This is a genomic window from Paenibacillus sp. FSL R7-0302 (assembly GCF_038006885.1).
Lineage (GTDB): Bacteria > Bacillota > Bacilli > Paenibacillales > Paenibacillaceae > Paenibacillus_AQ.
The window spans coordinates 780,657-800,478 of the sequence record NZ_JBBOWB010000002.1; the positions used below are offsets into that span (position 1 = coordinate 780,657).

Annotated in this window: 21 protein-coding genes and 1 pseudogene; 16 read left to right on the forward strand and 6 right to left on the reverse strand. The window is 43.9% G+C overall.

Annotated features, from left to right (window positions below; translation table 11 throughout):
- Positions 1-32: 32 nt before the first annotated feature.
- Positions 33-623 (reverse strand): urea carboxylase-associated family protein, encoded by a 591-nt coding sequence (locus tag MKY96_RS29145; RefSeq protein WP_340945886.1) that lies wholly within the window; start codon positions 621-623, stop codon positions 33-35.
- A 262-nt stretch (positions 624-885) separates the two neighbouring features.
- Here MKY96_RS29145 and MKY96_RS29150 point away from each other — a divergent pair, with 262 nt between their 5' ends.
- Positions 886-1,608 carry a formylglycine-generating enzyme family protein gene (locus tag MKY96_RS29150; protein ID WP_340945889.1) on the forward strand — a complete coding sequence of 241 codons (723 nt, stop codon included), beginning with the start codon at positions 886-888 and terminating at the stop codon, positions 1,606-1,608.
- A 496-nt stretch (positions 1,609-2,104) separates the two neighbouring features.
- Positions 2,105-2,521: an NAD(+)--rifampin ADP-ribosyltransferase gene (gene arr / locus MKY96_RS29155; protein WP_340945891.1), complete on the forward strand. Its 417-nt coding sequence runs from the start codon at positions 2,105-2,107 to the stop codon at positions 2,519-2,521.
- Positions 2,522-2,659: 138 nt separating this feature from the next.
- On the opposite strand, the pseudogene MKY96_RS29160 reads toward arr, so the two are convergent.
- A pseudogene (locus MKY96_RS29160) lies at positions 2,660-2,840 on the reverse strand (Tn3 family transposase); the annotation flags it as partial.
- A gap of 147 nt (positions 2,841-2,987) precedes the next feature.
- Between MKY96_RS29160 and MKY96_RS29165 the strand changes: the two are divergent.
- From MKY96_RS29165 to MKY96_RS29185, 5 genes are all read left to right on the forward strand, one after another.
- Positions 2,988-3,446: an RNA polymerase sigma factor gene (locus MKY96_RS29165; protein ID WP_340945894.1), complete on the forward strand. Its 459-nt coding sequence runs from the start codon at positions 2,988-2,990 to the stop codon at positions 3,444-3,446.
- 1 nt (position 3,447) lies between these two features.
- The gene (locus MKY96_RS29170; protein ID WP_340945896.1) at positions 3,448-4,329 is read left to right on the forward strand and encodes an anti-sigma-V factor rsiV; all 882 of its coding nucleotides are present in this window, start codon (positions 3,448-3,450) and stop codon (positions 4,327-4,329) included.
- Between the two features lie 86 nt (positions 4,330-4,415).
- The gene (locus MKY96_RS29175; protein ID WP_340945898.1) at positions 4,416-4,961 is read left to right on the forward strand and encodes a MarR family winged helix-turn-helix transcriptional regulator; all 546 of its coding nucleotides are present in this window, start codon (positions 4,416-4,418) and stop codon (positions 4,959-4,961) included.
- 130 nt (positions 4,962-5,091) lie between these two features.
- On the forward strand, positions 5,092-5,601 hold the full coding sequence (locus MKY96_RS29180) for a hypothetical protein (RefSeq protein ID WP_340945900.1): 510 nt from the start codon (positions 5,092-5,094) through the stop codon (positions 5,599-5,601).
- The gene (locus MKY96_RS29185; RefSeq protein WP_340945902.1) at positions 5,598-6,464 is read left to right on the forward strand and encodes an SDR family oxidoreductase; all 867 of its coding nucleotides are present in this window, start codon (positions 5,598-5,600) and stop codon (positions 6,462-6,464) included. Before MKY96_RS29180 ends, MKY96_RS29185 begins: the two co-directional genes overlap by 4 nt.
- Before the next feature lie 69 nt (positions 6,465-6,533).
- Here the strand turns inward: MKY96_RS29185 and MKY96_RS29190 are convergent, their stop codons facing one another.
- A complete protein-coding gene (locus MKY96_RS29190; protein ID WP_340945904.1) occupies positions 6,534-6,998 on the reverse strand; it encodes a VOC family protein in 465 nt (154 codons plus the stop codon).
- A 170-nt stretch (positions 6,999-7,168) separates the two neighbouring features.
- Here MKY96_RS29190 and MKY96_RS29195 point away from each other — a divergent pair, with 170 nt between their 5' ends.
- Positions 7,169-7,591, forward strand: coding sequence for an Lrp/AsnC family transcriptional regulator (locus MKY96_RS29195; RefSeq protein WP_445671511.1), 423 nt, complete (start codon positions 7,169-7,171; stop codon positions 7,589-7,591).
- Between the two features lie 329 nt (positions 7,592-7,920).
- Here MKY96_RS29195 and MKY96_RS29200 read toward each other — a convergent pair whose 3' ends face one another.
- The 3 genes from MKY96_RS29200 to MKY96_RS29210 form a co-directional block, all read right to left on the reverse strand.
- A complete protein-coding gene (locus MKY96_RS29200) occupies positions 7,921-8,763 on the reverse strand; it encodes a sialate O-acetylesterase (RefSeq protein ID WP_340945909.1) in 843 nt (280 codons plus the stop codon).
- Between the two features lie 273 nt (positions 8,764-9,036).
- Complete coding sequence (locus MKY96_RS29205) at positions 9,037-10,038, reverse strand: serine hydrolase domain-containing protein (RefSeq protein ID WP_340945911.1); 1,002 nt, start codon at positions 10,036-10,038, stop codon at positions 9,037-9,039.
- Between the two features lie 58 nt (positions 10,039-10,096).
- Positions 10,097-10,462, reverse strand: a complete 366-nt coding sequence (locus MKY96_RS29210; RefSeq protein ID WP_340945912.1) for a DoxX family protein — start codon at positions 10,460-10,462, stop codon at positions 10,097-10,099.
- 140 nt (positions 10,463-10,602) lie between these two features.
- On the opposite strand from MKY96_RS29210, the gene MKY96_RS29215 reads away from it, so the two are divergent.
- The 8 genes from MKY96_RS29215 (at position 10,603) to MKY96_RS29250 (ending at position 19,771) form a co-directional block, all read left to right on the forward strand.
- Positions 10,603-10,923: a winged helix-turn-helix transcriptional regulator gene (locus tag MKY96_RS29215; protein WP_340945914.1), complete on the forward strand. Its 321-nt coding sequence runs from the start codon at positions 10,603-10,605 to the stop codon at positions 10,921-10,923.
- Positions 10,924-11,072: 149 nt separating this feature from the next.
- The gene (locus MKY96_RS29220) at positions 11,073-11,345 is read left to right on the forward strand and encodes a dehydrogenase (protein WP_340945915.1); all 273 of its coding nucleotides are present in this window, start codon (positions 11,073-11,075) and stop codon (positions 11,343-11,345) included.
- A gap of 146 nt (positions 11,346-11,491) precedes the next feature.
- Entirely contained in the window at positions 11,492-13,735 is a 2,244-nt protein-coding gene (locus MKY96_RS29225) for a U32 family peptidase (protein WP_340945916.1), read from the forward strand.
- A gap of 14 nt (positions 13,736-13,749) precedes the next feature.
- A complete protein-coding gene (locus MKY96_RS29230; RefSeq protein WP_340945919.1) occupies positions 13,750-14,433 on the forward strand; it encodes a response regulator transcription factor in 684 nt (227 codons plus the stop codon).
- A complete protein-coding gene (locus MKY96_RS29235) occupies positions 14,434-15,435 on the forward strand; it encodes a sensor histidine kinase (protein ID WP_340945921.1) in 1,002 nt (333 codons plus the stop codon). It begins immediately after the preceding gene.
- A gap of 101 nt (positions 15,436-15,536) precedes the next feature.
- Complete coding sequence (locus MKY96_RS29240; RefSeq protein WP_340945923.1) at positions 15,537-16,475, forward strand: VanZ family protein; 939 nt, start codon at positions 15,537-15,539, stop codon at positions 16,473-16,475.
- A 24-nt stretch (positions 16,476-16,499) separates the two neighbouring features.
- Positions 16,500-17,183, forward strand: a complete 684-nt coding sequence (locus tag MKY96_RS29245; RefSeq protein WP_340945924.1) for an ABC transporter ATP-binding protein — start codon at positions 16,500-16,502, stop codon at positions 17,181-17,183.
- A complete protein-coding gene (locus MKY96_RS29250) occupies positions 17,180-19,771 on the forward strand; it encodes an ABC transporter permease (protein WP_340945927.1) in 2,592 nt (863 codons plus the stop codon). Before MKY96_RS29245 ends, MKY96_RS29250 begins: the two co-directional genes overlap by 4 nt.
- Positions 19,772-19,822: the final 51 nt, after the last annotated feature.

Below are 19,822 nucleotides of genomic sequence, written 5' to 3' on the forward strand. Positions count from 1 at the left end.
GTGGGCCAGATAGAAGACGAGCTTAATGGATTCTAAAGGATCTTCACCGCAATAGGGGTACATTTGTAACCGTTGCAAGCACTTTCGGAGCAGGGGCAAGCAGATATAGCAATAATAAGGTCCATCTCAGCCCGCAATTCAATGTAATCACCTGCTTTAGATAGCGGACGCTCCACGCTAACTTTTCCGGAAGGCTCAATGACGGTATTCATAAAAAGATTGAATGGATAATGCTGATCGGGAGCGGGCAGACCAAACTCTTTCAGGGCTTCATTTAGGTTGTTGTAGCAGCTGGTGTGATCTTTTCTGTTATATAACACCTCATACATCTCGGGACGGCAGGCAGAATTAATGAAATCATGGCGGCCCACGGTGTCCTTCATAATTGTAAGTAAGGGTCTATATTGATTGGAATAGAGGATGTCTCCTGGCATTACATTTATCTTCCCAAGAGCATCTATCGTTACGCCGGGATCAATCCGCTCATTGGGGCGAGAGGCATTATAGGCAGTAAAATCAGCAACCTGCTCTCCCTCCACATCGGTCACTCGGACGATCTGCCCTTTGTCCAGCTTGAAGCCCAATCTCTGCGTTGCTGGTATCAGCCATTGTTGTTCAGTCATCAGTAATCTCCTCTTGGATGTTCATAGTCTATACAAGTTAGTATGGCTGTTTGTCAAAAAAGTCATGCATAGTAAGAGCCATTATAGCTATGAGAAAAGAGATCTATCTTATTAGGGGCCGGGGGAACCAACGCCTTAATAGCGACTAGTGGATAAGGTCAATCAATTAGACAGTTAATAAAAGAAACTTTCTGGCGATAAATGAGCAAGGGAGGTCAATAAGATTATCGAAAAATACGGAAGTGACAGAGAGCGTTTTCTAATGGATTTAATGAATTTGATGGTGCCGGTAAAAGGGGGGACCATTGAGTTACGCGATTATATTAACACAAATAAATGGTTTAGCTCTGACTACACGTTATCAGACCCTGGAAGTAATAAAAAAGCTATTACATGGACTGAAACGATTGAACCTTTCTATGTAATGAAGTATCCGGTAACCCAGCAGTTGTATCATTTTGTCATGTATGAAGAAGAAGTGGAACCGCATGTAAATAACCTTCCAATTACGGAAGTTTCGTGGATGGATTCGCTTGTCTTTTGTAATGAATTGTCCAGAATGCTTGGAAGGACGGAATGCTACACATTCACAAATGAAAGTGAGAACACGAAATATAACAAGACAGCAAATGGCTTTCGATTACTGTCAGACGCTGAATGGCAATATGCGTGCAAAGCGGGAACTACGGGATACAGATATGCAAGCATTGATCAAATTGCATGGTATCAAGAAAACTCCAATGGTTCCGTTCATCAAGTAGGACAACTGCGTCCTAATCCATGGGGACTTTTTGATATGATTGGGAACGTTTGGGAATGGTGCTGGGATCTATATGATACTGAACGATATGGGAACTATAGAGTCTTCCGTGGAGGTAGCTGGGCTGAAGTTGAGAACAACTGTGGTTCTACCAGCAGAAGGAAAAGCATGCCCGATCTCAAGATAGATGATCTTGGTTTTAGAATAGCCCTTACAAAACCTTGAGAACGTGACATCAAGCATGCCGAAATTGACTTAAATTCATCATGAATACCATTCTGCAAAGGATGATCCTCAACTTGCCGTTACAGACAGCGCGGTGAACCGTATCATAAGTAGTAGTAAGCGGAAAGTTAGAGTCAGACATGTGACTGGTCTGGCTCTTCTTGATTTATGGAAAGTAAATTCACAATAGCGCTAAAAGGTATTTTTCTCGCTATGATTACCTCTCTCTACATCCCTACCCTCCAACACAACTCCTCCAAAACCTCACCCGCCCGTCTCATCACTCTCTTCATATCCTCGTCCGTTATCATCTCTAACTCCTTCCCCTCCCCATTAACGAGGGCAAAAAAGTTCGTTAGAAACAAAAGCGCAAGCCATTGGTTTGTGCTTTTTGCAGTAGTTAACCGGGTTTGGAATTATTTTATAGACTACTTTTTGCGCCCCTATAGCCGTATACTCTTATACGAAAGTCTAAAACAAAAAGGGGTGTGCCTATATGAACCACAAAAAAAACATCTTAGATCCAGGTCCGTTTTTTCATGGGACTAAAGCAGCATTGAAGATAGGAGACTTGCTTGAACCATTGTATGTATCCAATTATCAGGATAAAAAATCTAATCATATATATTTTACTGCAACCTTAGACGCTGCTAAATGGGGTGCTGAATTAGCAAAATCTAATTCAAAAGAGAGAATTTATATTGTGGAGCCCGTAGGTGATTTCGAGAATGATCCAAACTTAACAGATAAAAGATTTCCAGGAAACCCAACACGTTCATATAGGTCTAAATCGCCTCTGAAAATAGTAGCGGAATTAAGTTCATGGGAAAGACATTCCGATGAGGAAATAAATCATATGCTTACATCTTTGAAAAAACTGACTGAAGAAGGAAAAAATATAATATATGATTGAATCCTGCATTATTAAATGGGGTGATACCAGCATCGCTGTCACCAAGTGCAAACGTATAGGTTATATTGGAAATTTGTTGATCACCTCATTGTACTCGTGTTGTGCTTCAGTAATGGCGAGTTTTGAATACACCTCTAGCCAGTAAATCATCACACCAAGGCCTCGGTACCGGATGTGCCATTCCGTCATGAGGTTCTGATCCCCATGCACCGAATTCCTTAGAGTCTGACGCGCAAGACGTTGTACCCTCACCCCAAACCTCTTGCATCCTCACTTTGAAAATATGGTTGACGACATCGGCTATGGCATTTCGCAATTCGCAGAAAATTATGGCTTCAAACTTTTTCACGGTCTGATTCGTCTTGCATAATGAAAGGCGGTAAATAAAGAAATGCGCGCGCAGTAAAGAAGGAAGAGAGGCCTATTGATGAATAGCAAGCTATTTCACAAGATATTGACAGAATTTATGAGGGATTACAAGGAGAATGTGTACCGATTGGCTTATAGCTATGTAAAGCATCCGCAGAACGCCATGGATGTGGTACAGGATGCGATACAGAAGGCGCTGACCAAGAGCGATTCGCTGACAAAGCCAGAATCCATAAAGAGCTGGTTTTACCGCATCGTGGTCAATACGGCGCTCGATTATTTGCGGAGAGCAAAAAAGCTCGTTCCCGTTGCTGATGAGGTGCTGGAGCAGCAGGGAGTGAATGATCATGATGTGATTCAGGATTTGCATCTGTCAGAGACCTTAGAGGAGCTGCCTATGATGTATCGGGAAGTCATTATTTTGAGGTTCTTCGAGGATATGAAGCTGGAGGATGTGGCTCTCGTTCTCAATATACCGTTAAGCACCGTTAAATCCCGGTTATATCAAGCACTGAAAATTCTTCGCATCAATATGAAGCAAGAGGAGGCCTATTAATATGGACAAAAAAATGGAAAAGCTCAAGCAAGATTATATGAATATACAAATCCCCACTGAATTGGATACGCTCGTCACACAATCGCTGCGGCCTGCCCCGCAGCGCAAACGCAGCATCAAATGGTACCTTGGCTCGGCGGCAGCTGCGATTGCTCTGTTCGTGTCTGGGGTGAATATAAGCCCGACGTTTGCACAATCCATGTCAGAGCTGCCGGCTGTCGGTGCATTGGTGAAGCTGGTAACCTTCACGGAATATACAGCGGAGGGAGACGGCTACCATGCGGATGTGAAGGTTCCAGCAATTACGAATATGCCCGATATGAAGTTGCAAGATATGTTGAACGAGAAGTATATTGCGGAGGATCAAAAGCTGTACAAGGAATTCATGGCCGAGATTGATCAGTTGAAGGACAAGGGCAGACCCAATATGGGAGTAGACAGCGGGTATGAGGTTGTCACCGATACGGATCAGCTTCTCTCTATTCGGCGCTGGGTCGTGCAAACGGCGGCATCCGGTTATGAAACGATGAAATACGATACGATTGACAAAAAAAATCAAGTGCTGCTCACTTTGCCAAGTCTCTTCAAGGATGGAAGTTATGTATCTGTTATCAGCGAAAATATCAAGGAGCAAATGTACGAGCAAATGAAGGCGGACCCAGATAATAAGCATTATTGGATAAAGGGCGAAAGTGAGGATTATCCGACACGTGGATTCGACAGCATTTCGAAGACTCAGAGCTTCTACATTAATGCAGAAGGGAAATTGGTTATTTCCTTTAACGAATATGATGTTGCTCCGGGATTTATGGGACCTGTTCAATTTGTAATACCGACAGAAGTAATTAACTCGCTGCTGGTCAGCCAGGAATATATTAAATAGGGCATAGCGGCAGGGCGGTCTGAAGTGGGGACATGCGGGAGCATCTCCTTGTTGACACGAAAGTAATTAGGTGCCATACTATGTGTATGAAGAACAATAGAAAAATAAATGACATGGAGGCTATTCCCTCCCTTGTACAATCCCAGCGTCAGATTGATCGCTATAACCTAGACATAGACGCACAGGCTATACTCGTCGCATCTAGGCTAATGGCAGCGGGAGCCCAGCTTGGTCAGGCCTCGGAGATTCATTTCTCCAGATTCGGCTTATCAACAGGCCGATATCGTGTATTGGCAGATCTCGAGGATTACGAAGGAGAAGAGCTGCCTTCGCAATTAGCAGAGCATCTAGGCGTTACACGTGCTACAGTGACTGGTCTGATCGACATTCTTGAACGAGATGGCCTAGTATCTAGACGCTTAAGCTCAAAAGATGGCCGCCAGAGATCGGTTATTCTGACGGAAGAAGGAGCGAAGAAGCTACGTGAAATGGCTCCTGAGCATTTCGCTTGGCTGGAGGCCACGGTGGGCTTACTCAGTATAGACGAGCGCAGCGTATTCCTCGACTTGCTAGGCCGGGTTACACAAGGCATCTCTGCACTTACGGACGAACCAGGCACGAAACCAAAGTGAAACATCAGTAATGAGTAGAATGGGCTAGTAATGCTAGCCTATTTTTACTCCTATATAGTTAGGTTCCTAATTATATTCCGCTGAAAGTATCGTTGATTGAATGATCTCTAAGAAAGAAGGGAGCAACGAAATGAACCAGATGAAATACCCGAATCAGACAGATGATGTTCATGGTATCAAGACTGTGGGTTCCAGAAAAAAGGCCTTTGTACTATGGCGTGAAGTTGTAATGGCCTATGTCGCTCCTGCCATCATGGCAGGTATTGGGGGATTGGTTACTGCTGATAGGGGGCTTCAGATAGGGGCATTGACCACAATCGGCGGTGCATCGGCCTTCATGGCCTTGATGCTGGGCCTTTTGTTGCGCAGCCGAGTGGGCCATATGCGATGGGTCATAGGTGCACCTCACTTGGTTGTGCTAGGAGGGTTCGCATTAGCCGGGTCCTTGTGTGGCCTATGCGTGGCATGGGTGATATCTGGTGTACTAGAACTTATGATGCCTGGCCATCACTTGGCCTGGGTCGATCGCGTCTGGACCGATTTCCCGTTGTCCGGATTCATAGCAAGCACGATAGTGACATGGCGGTGGCGTCTGGCCGTCACAAATAATTTTTTATCCAAAAGGAGAAGAAAAAAATGATAGTTATTATGGGAGCAACAGGTACGATAGGCAGTGCGCTGGTGGAACGATTGGTTGATCTTGGCGTGCCCGTCAGGGCTCTGAGCAGAGACCCAGAGAAATTGCGTCATCAGATCGGAGAAAAAGGCCGGGCGGCTATTGAGGTCGCATGGGCAGACGCTGCTGACCCCGAATCGCTGCGCCGCGCCTTTACAGGTGCCAGCCAGCTCTTCCTCGCCATGTCCAACAGTCCAAGACAAATCGAATTGGAAACTTCAATCATTCAGATTGCAGCCGAGTCTGGAATCGAGCACATCGTGAAAATATCCAGCCCTGCCTTTGAGCAGAGCGCTCCCGTAGCAGTCGCGGGCTGGCATCAGGAAATCGAGAAAGTGCTGAGGGAATCAGGTCTCACCCACACCGTGTTGCGCCCTTATGCGTTCATGCAAAACCTCATGCGCTTTGCACCAACGATTACAACCCAAAATGCTTTCTTCGGCTCCATGGGCCATTCACCGTGTAACTTCATTGACTGCCGGGATATCGCAGATGTTGCCGCAGAAGCCCTAACCAACCCTGACGTATCAGGCCAAATATATACGCTTACGGGTTCAGAGATTCTCAGCTATCCTCAGATCGCGGACCGGCTATCCGTCCTGCTTAATCGGCCAATAAGTTATATCAACATGGAACCCCAAGAGCTACTCCGTAATCTTATCGAACACGGGCATATGCCTCCTTGGCTTGCGAACCACGTGGTGGAAATTCAATCCATGGCTACGGCGGTTCCAGAACGTCCAAATGACACTGTGCAGCGCTTGCTTGGCAGAGGGCCGCGCAAGCTGGAAGCTTTTCTGCATGAGAGTGTAGACAATTTCCGGTAGAGGCACCATAGTTTAAGGAACATTCCGGTGAACCGTATCATAAGTAGGGGCAAGTTTTTTCTGAAAAGCTTAATTTACTTGGTTTTTGTTGGACATATCAAAATCAACATCTTCAATTAATTCGATAATCTCTCCGTTGGGACTGTGAATGATCGCGTTCTTTATCAGAAGAGGCGGTTCGCCGAGAGAAAGGTTATCCGGTTCTATAAAAGCCTTTGCTCCATGAGCAAGGGCTCTTTGATACATTTCATCTACATTATCTACATAGAAGGCGAAATGTAATAACGCTCCGTGAGCTATATCTTCTTCGGAAGATGCTTTCTTCCCTTGAGCTGGGATGACTGCATCGTTATCAAAGATCTCAATGCAGGTTCTTTGGTCAGGTGAAATCAGCATGGAAGCTTCTTTGATTTGAAATAGTGGTAGACTCCAATGATGCCCTAACTTGAACCCTAGAACTTCAATATAGAATGTAATAGTTTCTTTATAATCTCTGGCTTGGATCGCTACATGTGAAAGGCCTTTTACGCTCATCTAAAATCGCTCCCTTAAATAATATATGTTTATTATAGTTATATTAAAATGTGAGATACATACAAAAGATAAGGGTTTTATAGTAATATGGTTATTGAATACAAGGTGTTTTAGTTAAATGGGTTTATTTTATTAAATAGGTTCAGGGGGTTCTTGATTTGGAACATCTTATGGATGACATTGATAAAAAGATCATGGCATTACTTCAGTACAATGCGCGAATATCCATTTCTCAAATCAGCAAAAAGGTTTCGATGTCGCAACCATCCGTTAAAGAAAGAATGATCAAGTTAGAAGAAAAAAACATCATTTCTGGGTATAACACAGTTTTTAATTTACGGGATCTGAATCGGGGTACGACCACTTTTATTCTATTAAAAACAGAACATTGCCAAGAGATCACTGATTTTTGTAAGAATGCTATGGAAGTAACTGATTTATTTCGCATTAGTGGGGAATACAATTATCTCATTAAGGTACAAACCGCATCTATTGAGGAACTTGCCGAATTTCAAGATTACCTTATAAAGTTCGGACCTTCAAAGTCTCATATCAGTTTGAAAAATATATTGGAAAACAGGATTTTGCTCTAACCTGTTACGTGCGCAGCTTGTTCCCCAGCAAAGATGGTATGTTACAATAGCATTATTTGATGAAGCTCTGGGTGATGAATTTCAAGTATATGATGCGTGATGCACCACAGTTTGAAAAACGATTTGCAACAATGATGGAAAAGGCGAACATCTCCCGCTATTCCGATTATAGAACGCCGAGGAGAAGGTACGTGTGGCTAAAAATGTACTGAAGGAATTATTATAAAGAATCATTATGAATCAAGCCTATCTATTCATAATATAAACAACAGTGGCGGCCCTACAGGCCGCCCTTTGTTTTTGCCTGTAGCCCCGTTAAGCTAAAGGAATCAAGGCTGCATAACCTTCACCATCTGCGCCTCGAATTCGGCGTAAGTGATTTTACCCAAAGCCAAATCCATGCTGTGAAGGTATATTTGTTCTGTTTTCGAATAGTCGCGCTTCACTTTCAGTGACTGCTCCTCCCCCTGGAGGGGCTCCAGGACATGACACTTGTTCGAAAAAGCTTCGAAATAGCGGTAGCCGAATTTGCGTTGCGAAACCGCGTTCATATGAATGCCATCAGGATTCGCGGTCAACTCTGCTGCCGTTACAAAATAACAATTTTGCTGTTCGTTAGCGAAGCGCAACAATTGTTCATTGACCTGTCTATACTCTGTCGCTTGCTGTCCAAAACCAGTCTTCCCAAGGAAATCACCAAGTCCGCCAATGATTAACGGCACCTCATCAAGATTCAATTCGTTTCTTAGGGTCTCGATGATAAGGGTTAATTTCTCGTAATACGTTTCATGCAGCGAATGATAGCTGTCGCTCTCACCCTGGTGCCAAAGAATTCCGCAGATTTGACTGGACCGCAAGGCGAAGCGGGCTTCGGACAAAGCATGCTGAAAAAGGATGCCCTCCGGATGCCAATCATTCAAAGAGCTGCCACCTTCTGCACAAGGAATCAAACCAATTTCTTCATCCGAATTGGCTTTTGACCAGGCATCGGCGAAAGACGCCGCCAGGCTTACACCGGAAACCGGACGGTCATAATTAATCGGCTCTGTCATCATCTGCCACTGTCCGTTACGCAGCATTTTTATTTTTTCATTATATATAGGGTCGACTTCATGCAAGAATCCACGGCCTGCCATATTAGATTGACCCAACATTAAAAATGATTTTATCATTTAATCTTCACTCCTTTACCTAACTATTATAGACTAATTGAATTATTTTATAGTCTGAGCGTTGTTCTATGCTGGGTTCAGCAATGAATACGAAAGAAACGTTGTGTAATTTTGAGGAAACGGTCAGCGGTAATATTCAAGAATTGGCTGGCTCAAGTCTTGAACAACTTATTCGAAATACGGTTCTCCATCCGCGTTCCTATTGGATAGCGTCGTCTCGGCATCGCATGTACAACGCGGGGTTAGTGCTAAAGCAATAAGCGGAATTAATAATTAATTCAAAGTACACGATAAGACTTTGTCTCCAAAAGCTTTAATATCCTCCAAGTAGTCGTACCCCGGTGGATTTGAACCTACTTGGTTATACATTCTAACCGCGACTAGCCGATGTTCAGGAATAACCAAACAGGCACAGCCAGTTAGTCCCAGCATTTGATAGGACCCGGGTGGGATTGTGTTTCCTATTTCAGAAATAGCTCTAGGCGTATCCTGAATCCACCATGCGAAGCCATTTCTAGGCAAAGTATCATCAAGATTTGCTGGGCTCTGATTAGTTGTAGCTTGTTCTATAACCTCTTTCGGAACAAGCTGTTGTCCATTAACGAGTCCATGGTTAAGGTGAAGATAACCCCACAATGCCAATTCACGGGCACTTACAAAAAGATTAGCTTCTCCCCCTTGGTCATCAGCATATTCTTCATTTAACCATACTAAATTGTCATCTCTATTCTTACACCAACCTGTCTCAATGAAATTGCAGGGTTTGAAAACATATTGTTGCATGACCCCTGACAGGGGCGCTTCAAATAATTTCCGTATTAATCTAATGAGCATATTGATTCCTATATTGTTATAATTCCAATTCGATCCCGGCGGGAAGAGTTTCTCTTGATTATTTTTGAGTCCATGAGTATGTGTTAATAAATGTCTTATTCTAACCCCTTCTACAGCAGCTAGGTTTAGATCTTCTAAGTATTCTGAAATATAATCATCAATGCTTGAAAGTTTATTTTGGTATAAGGCCAAGCTGATCGCAAAGCCAATGTATGACTTTCTTACTGAAGCAACATTAAACCGGGTTGAGGGCATCACTGATTGTATCTTTGAATTATACTCATATGAGCCAAAGTAGCTTTCATTAACAATGGTGTCATTATGGATGATAATTGTAGCGGCTGCGGAGCAGGAAATTTGGTTCTTAGCTCTAATTACATGGTTAGTAAGCGCTAAATATTTATCGTTTTTGGTATGTACTATTTCTTTTTGTAAAAACATAATCTCACTTCACCTCTAGGTGTTAACGTTGATAAGGTACAAAAGAGTTCTTATTAAGCTAAGTGGCGGTGCTGTAGCGGGTAACCGCAATTATTACAGCTAACGCGATGAAGACGATGTTCACTCCGAGTTCCCGGTATTCCTTACGGCTAACATGGAAAAGTGCCCCGCAAAGAACGATCACGGCCAGTCCCGTTGCGGCAATTGGCGTTAGCACAGGTGCGATTTTGGTGGCGTAAGGCAATATGATTCCAAGTGCCCCCAATAATTCGGCTAGCCCGATAAGAACCACAAGCGCTTGTGGAACGTCTTTTACCCATCCCCAGGACGCTTTAGCTTTCTCATACTGGAATGCCTTTAAACCACCTGAGTATACAAAACCGATTGCCGTAATAACCTGCACAACCCATAACGCGATATTCATGACTATGACTCCTCCTGAGTATTTATTCGTTGCCCGCTACAGGTATAATAGTCCCTAAGAGGGAACTCACGGAAGTAGGCACTTTAACTAAACATAGTAAACAAAAAGTAACCGTATTAAAGCAAAGGGTGGTGCGGACAATGAAATCATATTGTAAGTTTGAATCGGCGCTGGATATTCTAGCGGGGAAATGGAAAGCGGTCATCCTGCTTCAGCTTATTTCAAACGGCACAATGAGATTCGGTGAGCTTCAAAAGGCAATACCGGACATAAACAAGAGGATGCTTACCCAACAACTAAGAGAACTTGAATATAACGATATCGTTCATCGCGAGGTCTACAACCAAATTCCTCCGAAGGTAGAATATTCGATCTCGGAGTACGGCAAAGGTCTGAGTACGGTGCTACAGGTGTTAAACGATTGGGCAATTTCCCATATTGAACATATGAATAAGAAATAGTCGTCCAACGATGATCATCAAATGTATAAAGAAATAAGTGAACGTCAAGGGTCATCAGGGCCTTCGCCGCTATTAAAGAGAAGTACGGATTTATTGCATCAACACAGTAGCGCCAACACTTATCCAGTGTCCGGCAAGTGTTGCCGGAAATGCTGGATAAGCAAAGCGGTGCCCTGTTATTTACAACTGGAGGTGCATCAGTCCACCCAGTTCCAAGGATGGGGAATGTCGGAATTGCAATCTCAGGACTTCGTAATAATATCTTTAATTTGAACAGCGAATTAGCGGACAAAGGTGTGTATGCGGGTCACCTTTCGATCGGAATCTGGATGCAGCCGAATTCAGGAGTTCAAGACAAAATCGCTGATATTTGGTACGACATGTACACCAAAAGAGACAGAGTAGAAGAATTTATAAATTAACCAAGCAGCTCAATAAATAAGCCCCGCAAGAATCATGCACAAGCCACTCGCTTGTGCTATTTGCCGTAGCTTAAGTGTAGTTCATATTCTATGATTAATGGTGCTGATTTTGAGCGGTTATTTGAAGTAGGAGGTAAGGATCATTTATGACTGAATTATTAGCGCCAGCAGGAAATATGGAAGCTTTAAAGGCTGCAATATCTAATGGTTGTGATGCAGTATACTTAGGCATGCAAAAATTTGGTGCGCGCGCATACTCATCTAATTTTGACTTGGAAACGTTAAAAGAGGCTGTTACGTATGCGCATCTGAGGGACGTTAAAATCTATGTTGCCATGAATACCATCGTGTTCGAAAACGAAGTGGAAGAGATGAAACAGCAGATCCGCGAATTAAATGAAATCGGTGTGGATGGCATTATCGTCCAGGACCTGACGGCTTTCGATTATATCGTTAAAAACTTTCATGATATGGAAGCACATTGTTCCACCCAGATGGGAATAGACGATGTAGACGGAACTTTATTATTCAAAGAACTTGGTGCTAAAAGGGTTGTTCTGTCCCGTGAGGTTAAGATTGAAACAGTCAAAGAGATCAAAAGAGTAGCTGACATCCCTTTAGAGATTTTCGTTCACGGTGCGTTATGTGTATCTTATTCGGGAAACTGTCTAATGTCAGGACTAAGCGGCTTTCGGTGCGCCAATCGCGGAAGATGTGTGGGTTCCTGCCGTAAGGAATATGATCTGATTGATCAGACAACAGGTACATCTTTAGGCAAAAGCTATATTCTGTCTACTAAGGACTTGAACACCATCGATTATATCGACGATTTAAAAGAAATCGATTCTTTAAAAATAGAAGGCCGAATGAAAGTGCCGACGTATGTGGCGAATGTGGTATCCAAATATCGCAGGGCTTTAGATCATAAAATCACCGAAGCAGATAAAGAAAATCTGAAGAAGACATTCAATCGCACCTTTACCAAAGGCTATTTGTTCCACGAGGACCGGAGGAATATTACAAACATATCAAGACCTAATCACTTTGGTTATGAGATTGGAACCATTAGCAGGATTGAGAAGGACAGGTATGAAATCACACTTACACGTATTTTAAATCAAAATGATACCATTCGAATAAGCCATAACAATGAAGATGTTAATTTAACGGTTGCCAAGCTATACAACAAAGACGGCGACTTAATCAACACAGCAGCTGATGTCTGCTATATCAAAGTCAAAGAAAAGATGTCTACGGGAGATGTAGTCTATAAAACGAAGGATTATTTCTACCACAAGGAATTAGAAGCGTCACTGGAAAAAGAATTTAAGCGGTTCGACCTGGATCTTAGAGTATATGCATATCCAGGTTCAAAGCTTGTCATAGAGGCGGAGGGCTTAGGCTTTAATTATTCCTATGAAAGTGAGGAAATACTGGGCGAAGCCATTAATAATCCAACCACCAAAGACCAGGTCATCAAGCAATTCTCCAGATTAAATGATACAATATTTGAACTTAATCATGTCGATTATGAGGAAGGCAATGCGTTTATTCCAGCCAAACTGTTAAATGCAGCAAGAAGAGAGATTGTACTGGGCTTATATGACTTGAAGCTTAACAGCCAGCAGAAAAGAACCAAGGCTGTGTCTACAAAAGAAAAAATAAGCTTTGCCCCTGTAATGCCATACCTTACGGCCTCTGTAACGAATCAGGAACAGTATGATGCCTGCGTGAGCTGTGGAATTAAGGAGATCTATTTTGACAATGTGGTTAGAAGAAATCAGAATGATTATCAGGAAAAAGAAGGGCAGCTGCTGATCGGAGGATATGGCGGAATTCATCACTACCGAGAAACCAATCCGTTCGTTACGGACTATTCTCTAAATGTTATTAATGCTACTAGCTGCTATGAACTATATAAATTAGGGGCCAAGCGGGTCACTTTATCTTATGAAATGAATAAGAGCCAAATTGAAGATGTAATGAATGCTTATGTGGAAGAAAATGACGGTTCTCCTGCGCTGGAAATGATTGTGTATGGCAAGGCTCCTTTGATGTTCACTAAATATTGTCCGATGCGAAAAATGAATCAATGCAGAGTCTGCAGAACGAAGAGCTATGAGTTAAAAGATGAGCAAGGAACGTTCCCTATCCTTTCCCATGAGGATTGTACAGCGACTATTCTTAATGGGAAGACGCTTAATCTGCTAGATGAGCTGCCGAACCTCAAAGGAATCGAGGCGCTCCGGTTAAACTTCACCGTTGAATCTAAAGAGCAGGTTGTAGAGGTCATTCATATGGCCTCAGGCAAATTAAATGGCTCAATGAATCATGCTGTCTTTAATCCGGAAACCGACACAAGAGGGCATTATAATAAAGAGATTGTGTAAAGGATGACCTTCAGATGAAAATATTATTAGTTGAAGATGATAAGACGATCGCTTCGGGACTGGAATATTCGCTGCAGCAAGAGGGTTATTGGACTGTTCTCTGCCATAATGCCGCTTCAGCCCGAAAGGTGCTTGCCGAAGACATCGATCAGTTCACTTTGTGCCTGTTCGATTTACAGCTTCCAGACGGAACGGGCTATGAATTATGCAAGATGGTGAAGGAACGGCGGGATATTCCGGTCATTTTCTTAACGGTGATTGATGATGAGGTCAATGTCGTGATGGGGCTCGATATGGGAGCCGATGATTACATTACCAAACCTTTTCGGGTTCGCGAGCTTCTCTCCAGGATCAAATCCGTCTTGCGGAGATACCAGAAGCTATCCCACGCCGGAGCGGTCATCGACATTGACAATGTGCGCATCCATACGCTGGAAGGCAAAGTATATAAGAACGGTTCCGAAGTTTCGCTAACCGCTTTGGAATACCGCTTATTGCTGATCTTTGGCAACCACGTTGGACAGGTCCTCAGCAGGAATCAGCTCTTGGAGCAAATCTGGGACGTGGCCGGCGACTTCGTGAATGACAACACGTTAACGGTCTATATCAAAAGGCTAAGGGAAAAGCTGGAGGATAATCCGGAGCAGCCGGCTCTGATCAAAACGGTACGCGGTTTAGGCTATAAGGTTGGTGATTAGATGCTGCGCAATCGGGAAAATCTAATATTATTGCTCGTCATGGGCTCGATCAGCTTATCGGCGACCGTCATTGCTGCTTTCATTTCGTCTGCCGCCGTAGCCCTGGTTATTATTGTATCCGTGCTGCTCACCGGCACAGCTGTATTATTCACAAAACGAAGATATTACGAGCTAGAGAAGCTGTCCGTCTATTTGCGGGAGACTAGCAGAGGCCAGGCCTCCCTTGACCCCCGTGATAATCAAGAAGGCGAGCTTAGCATCTTAAAGAATGATATTTACAAGGTGACACGCATGCTCTCCGAGCATCGTTCGCTATTGCAGCAGGATAAGCTTCAACTGACCGATGCCATCTCCGATATTTCACATCAACTCAAAACACCGATCACCTCTATGACAGTCATGGCAGATCTGTTAAGCGCCCCTGATCTGCCTCCACTCAAAAGAACGGAGTTCACCCATCATATTCGCATTCAGCTTGAACGGATCGATTGGCTTGTTTCATCCTTATTAAAGCTAGCGAAAATGGATACGGGAACTATCCCGTTCAAAAAAGATCGAATACACATGAAAACCCTAATCCAAAAGGCACTGGAGCCGGTTATGATTCCGATGGATATTAAGGGACAGACCGTTTCCATCACAGGGGATGACAACGTCTCTTTTGACGGTGATTTGCATTGGACTGCTGAAGCGGTTATCAATATTTTGAAAAATGGAGTGGAGCATACACCTGAGGGCGGTGCGATTACCATCACATTTTCCGACAACGTGCTATTTACGGAAATCGTTATTGCTGACAACGGAGAGGGCATTCCGAAAGAGGATTTGCCTTATATATTCAAACGTTTTTATAAAGGAAAGAATGCTAATGAAGGAAGCATCGGTATAGGGCTTGCGTTGGCTCACAGCATCATTGCAAGCCAGAACGGCGTGATTGATGTAACGAGCGACAAAGGGACTGGTACAGAGTTTCGGATCAAATTTTATAAGCATGTCATTTAACAGCACTCCGTAAGTGACTGAACTGTCACCTCCAACGTCACTGTAAAGTCATTTTAGACAGATAAAATGATATTCATCAGATGAACGATGGAGGTACAACCATGCAAATGAAGCAGCAGCGCAAGATTACTTTTTTTATCACGATAGGCTACACCCTGATTATTCTTTATTTTATGTTTTTTGCTTTCGGCAGAGCAGATACGGTAGATCAAACCAGTCAGTACACCTTTATTTTTTTGCCGGACGATTTTTTTAGGGTGCCGGGTCTTTCCGATCTCCTGCATCCGACCCTGATGGACTTGGTGGGTATTGGAAATATTGCAGCCTTCATACCTTTTGGCATACTGTTCCCGCTGTTATACCGTACCAGCTTTGTTCGTTTCATGACAGGGTTTATCCTATCCATTCTTGTGGTGGAGACCATCCAGGCACTAACATTCCTCGGCAGCTTTGACATGAACGACGTCATAAAGAACTCATTGGGCGCTGCTATTGGATTCGGGGCGTACAAGATTGGCTTCCGTACAAAAACCTACTGGAGAAATATCACTGCTACGGGATTTGCCGGTGCTGTCTTAATGCTCGGCGTGTGGGGGGTCTTAGGAGTAGTGGATCAAGTGTTCACCAAAGAGTTGGCCCCTTTTGTAGCGATAAACGAATGGGAAGATAGTACCGGAAATCGATTAACGGGAACCAAACAGGACCGTCTTAAGATTGGCGGTCAAGACGTGACACCCCAATATAATGTGTATGGCATCGAAGGTAAAAAGAAGGAAACATATACGTATTCGCTAGACAATAAGGGAGAACTGTATCTTAGCTTGAATTATGGAATTCCTGATCATAAGGATTTTCAGGGCAGCCTTAAGGTTACCGTTGACGGGAATGAGCTCCTGTCTGTATCTGCAGAAGATCAGCTCCATGAGCCGGATAATAGGATCCTTCATCTCACCCGGGCTAATGAGCTTAAGATAACCATTGAGGGGAATGAAACCCTTTGGGATGTTGGATATAGAGAGATGGTGTATACCTGGAATTGAGCATCTAGGGAGGGAGGGGTGGCAATGGAGATTTTAACCATTGAAAATTTGTCCAAAATATACGGCACAGGCGAATCGGCGGTGAAGGCGCTTGATGATGTTTCCTTTTCGGTCCAAAAAGGTGAATTCGTCGCCATTATCGGACCTTCCGGATCGGGGAAATCGACACTCCTTCATATGCTGGGCGGTGTGGATCGACCGACTGGCGGGAAAGTGTATGTTCAGGATACGGATATGTATACCTTGGACGAAACGCAGCTGGCCATCTTCAGACGGAGGCAAATTGGGCTGATCTACCAGTTTTTCAATCTGATTCCCGTCCTGACGGTGGAAGAGAATATTACGCTGCCGCTCTTGCTGGATCAACAAAAGGTAGATCAAAAGCAATTGGCTGACCTTGTGAATACGTTAAATTTGCAGCATCGATTAAACCATCTGCCGAATCAGCTATCCGGTGGACAGCAGCAGCGTGTCTCGATTGGCAGGGCGATTATCGGCAATCCTGCGATCATGCTGGCCGACGAACCCACCGGGAATCTGGACAGCAGGAATAGCAACGAGATCGTCGTTTTATTGAAAATGCTGAATAAGACCTATCATCAGACACTGATCGTAATCACGCATGACGAACGGATCGCCCTGCAAGCCGACAGAATCATTTCGATTGAAGATGGGAGGATTGCCAAAAACGAGGTGATCAGGCGATGAATATTGTCAATACATTAACCATCCGGCATCTGAAGCAGAACAAGAGACGAACACTTGTGACTATTTTTGGCGTAATTATTTCGGTATCCATGATGACCGCTGTCATTACGCTTATTTTTTCCTTTGCGGATTTAATGATTAGACAAACTATCATAGATACAGGGGATTGGCATATTCAGTATCAAGATATAACCAAGAAACAGCTTGCGGCGATACAGGGCGATGATGCAACCAAAACGGTTGCAATCACAAGAGACCTTGGGTATGCCCCATTAGAAGGGGGACAAAATTTCAATAAGCCGTACTTGTTCATTAAGGAATATGATGTGCAAGGGTTCACACAATTTCAGATAGAAATAAGCAAGGGACGTCTTCCGCACACGGACAAGGAGGTTGTGATCTCCGAGTCTGTTGCAACAAATGGCAAAGTGAAGTACGAAATCGGCGACCGTCTAACGCTTCGCGTAGGCGACCGGTTCGACCAAGGGGGCGATCATCCCCTGGATCAGACGGAACCGCTGCGCAGGAAAGAAGGCACATTGACCGAGACATTACAGCATAGCATAATTAGGGATTATACGGTGGTAGGCTTCATTAAACGCCCGGTGTCGGAAACGGCTTGGGCCCCGGCTTATACGATTATTAGCTATGTCGATGATCATATCATCGGGGGGGACGATCGGGTCGATGCGTCGGTGGTCTTGCAGCAGGTCAATCCGTTCTTGTTCGCACATGCGGAGAAGCTGGCTGAGAAAAACCAAATTGACACTGTCCAATATAATAACGATTTGCTTCGTTATTATGGCTTGTCCAGCAGCGGGGCCTCATCCAGCATGATGTTCTCCTTATCGGCAATCATTATAGGGACCATTATCATTGGCTCGGTTGGACTCATCTATAACGCTTTTGCGATATCCGTCTCGGAACGTTCCCGCCATCTAGGGATGCTCGCAAGCGTGGGGGCGACGAAAAGGCAGAAGCGAAATTCCGTATTTTTTGAAGGTATCGTCATTGGTTTGATCAGCATTCCCATTGGTATCTTATGCGGTCTTGCCGGAATCGGAATCACCTTTTCGTTCATGAACACAATGATTGAAGGGGCATTATGGACTAGTGAAAAGCTGAGGCTTATCGTCACGCCGTTATTGCTCTTGATTACTTGTCTTGTTTCGATGCTGACGATTTTCGTTTCGGTGTATCTCCCGGCGGTTAAAGCATCCAGGGTATCTCCTATGGACGCGATTCGCCAAACCACTGACGTAAAGCTTACGGCCAATGCAGTGAAGACGCCCGAGATCATTCGTAAGCTCTTCGGAATCGAAGCAGAAATCGGGCTGAAAAACTTAAAAAGGAACAAACGAAGATATCATGTTATTCTTTTTTCGCTTGTCATCAGCATCGTTTTGTTTTTGACGATATCGTTTTTCACGACTGGCCTGACACAATCTCTGGCATTGTCGCTGGAAGGCATTAATTACGATATTGAAGTGTCGTCCAGTAATGGCGAAAGACTAGATGACCAGTTGATGCAATCGCTTGTATCTCTGGATGGCGTCACGGAATACAGTGTGAGTCATGAGTTAGTCAGGAACGCTTGGGTCGATGCAGCAAGCATCGCCGACGAGTTGCAAGAGAAGGTTAAGCAGGATAAGAGTATGCTGCAAGACGGGAAATACCCTTACGAAATTAAGCTCTATGCACTGAATGATTTGAGCCTGCAAGCCTATGCCAGAGCGGCTCACGCAGATTATGAACAGCTTACGGATCTGGATCATCCCGCCGCAATCGTGATGGATACGATTCATTACAAAGATATAGATACCGGGAAATATATTCAGACGAAGTCCATATATGCGAATATCGGACAACATATCGAGCTAACGAGTTTTTTTAAAGCGGGCGGGGAAGAAACGAAGACAAATAAAGTGATATTTGCCGCATTGACGGATAAGGCACCGATGGGGATGAGCCCGTTAGGCGTAGGCGGGTTAAATATGATCGTGTCGGAACGCGTCATGAATCGGCTGGCAGACGGCGAGGAGCTGGCTAATGCTTCGATGTACCTCCATTTGAAAAGCACGGAACCGTTGAAAACGCAGCAGGAAATTGAAGCGATGAATGAGACCCATCTGAATGTCTACAATGTAAATCAATCCAGAATAAGAGAAGAACAACAGATTCTGCTGATGAACGTCTTTTCTTACGGTTTTATCGTATTAATCTCTGCGATTTCCGTTGCGAACATCTTTAATACGATCTCAACAGGGCTGGCTCTTCGCAAACGGGAATTTGCGATGCTGAAATCCGTAGGCGTGACGCCAAAGGGGTTTGCAAAAATGCTGAACTATGAGAGTGTTTTTTATGGGGTCAAGTCGCTCTTGTATGGGCTTCCTGTCAGTTTCGCCGTGATGGTTCTGATCTATAAAGCATTTGCGAACAAATTCAGCTATGGGTTCACCCTGCCCTGGATGAGCATTCTGTCTGTCATTGTGTGTGTATTTGTCATTGTCAGCTCTGCGGTTGTTTATTCCGGAGCTAAAATAAAAAAGGAGAATATTATTGATGCATTAAAGCAAGAGAATATATGAAGTTCTGTTCAAAAGCCCACTTCTTTGAAGGAAATGGGCTTTTATTTATAT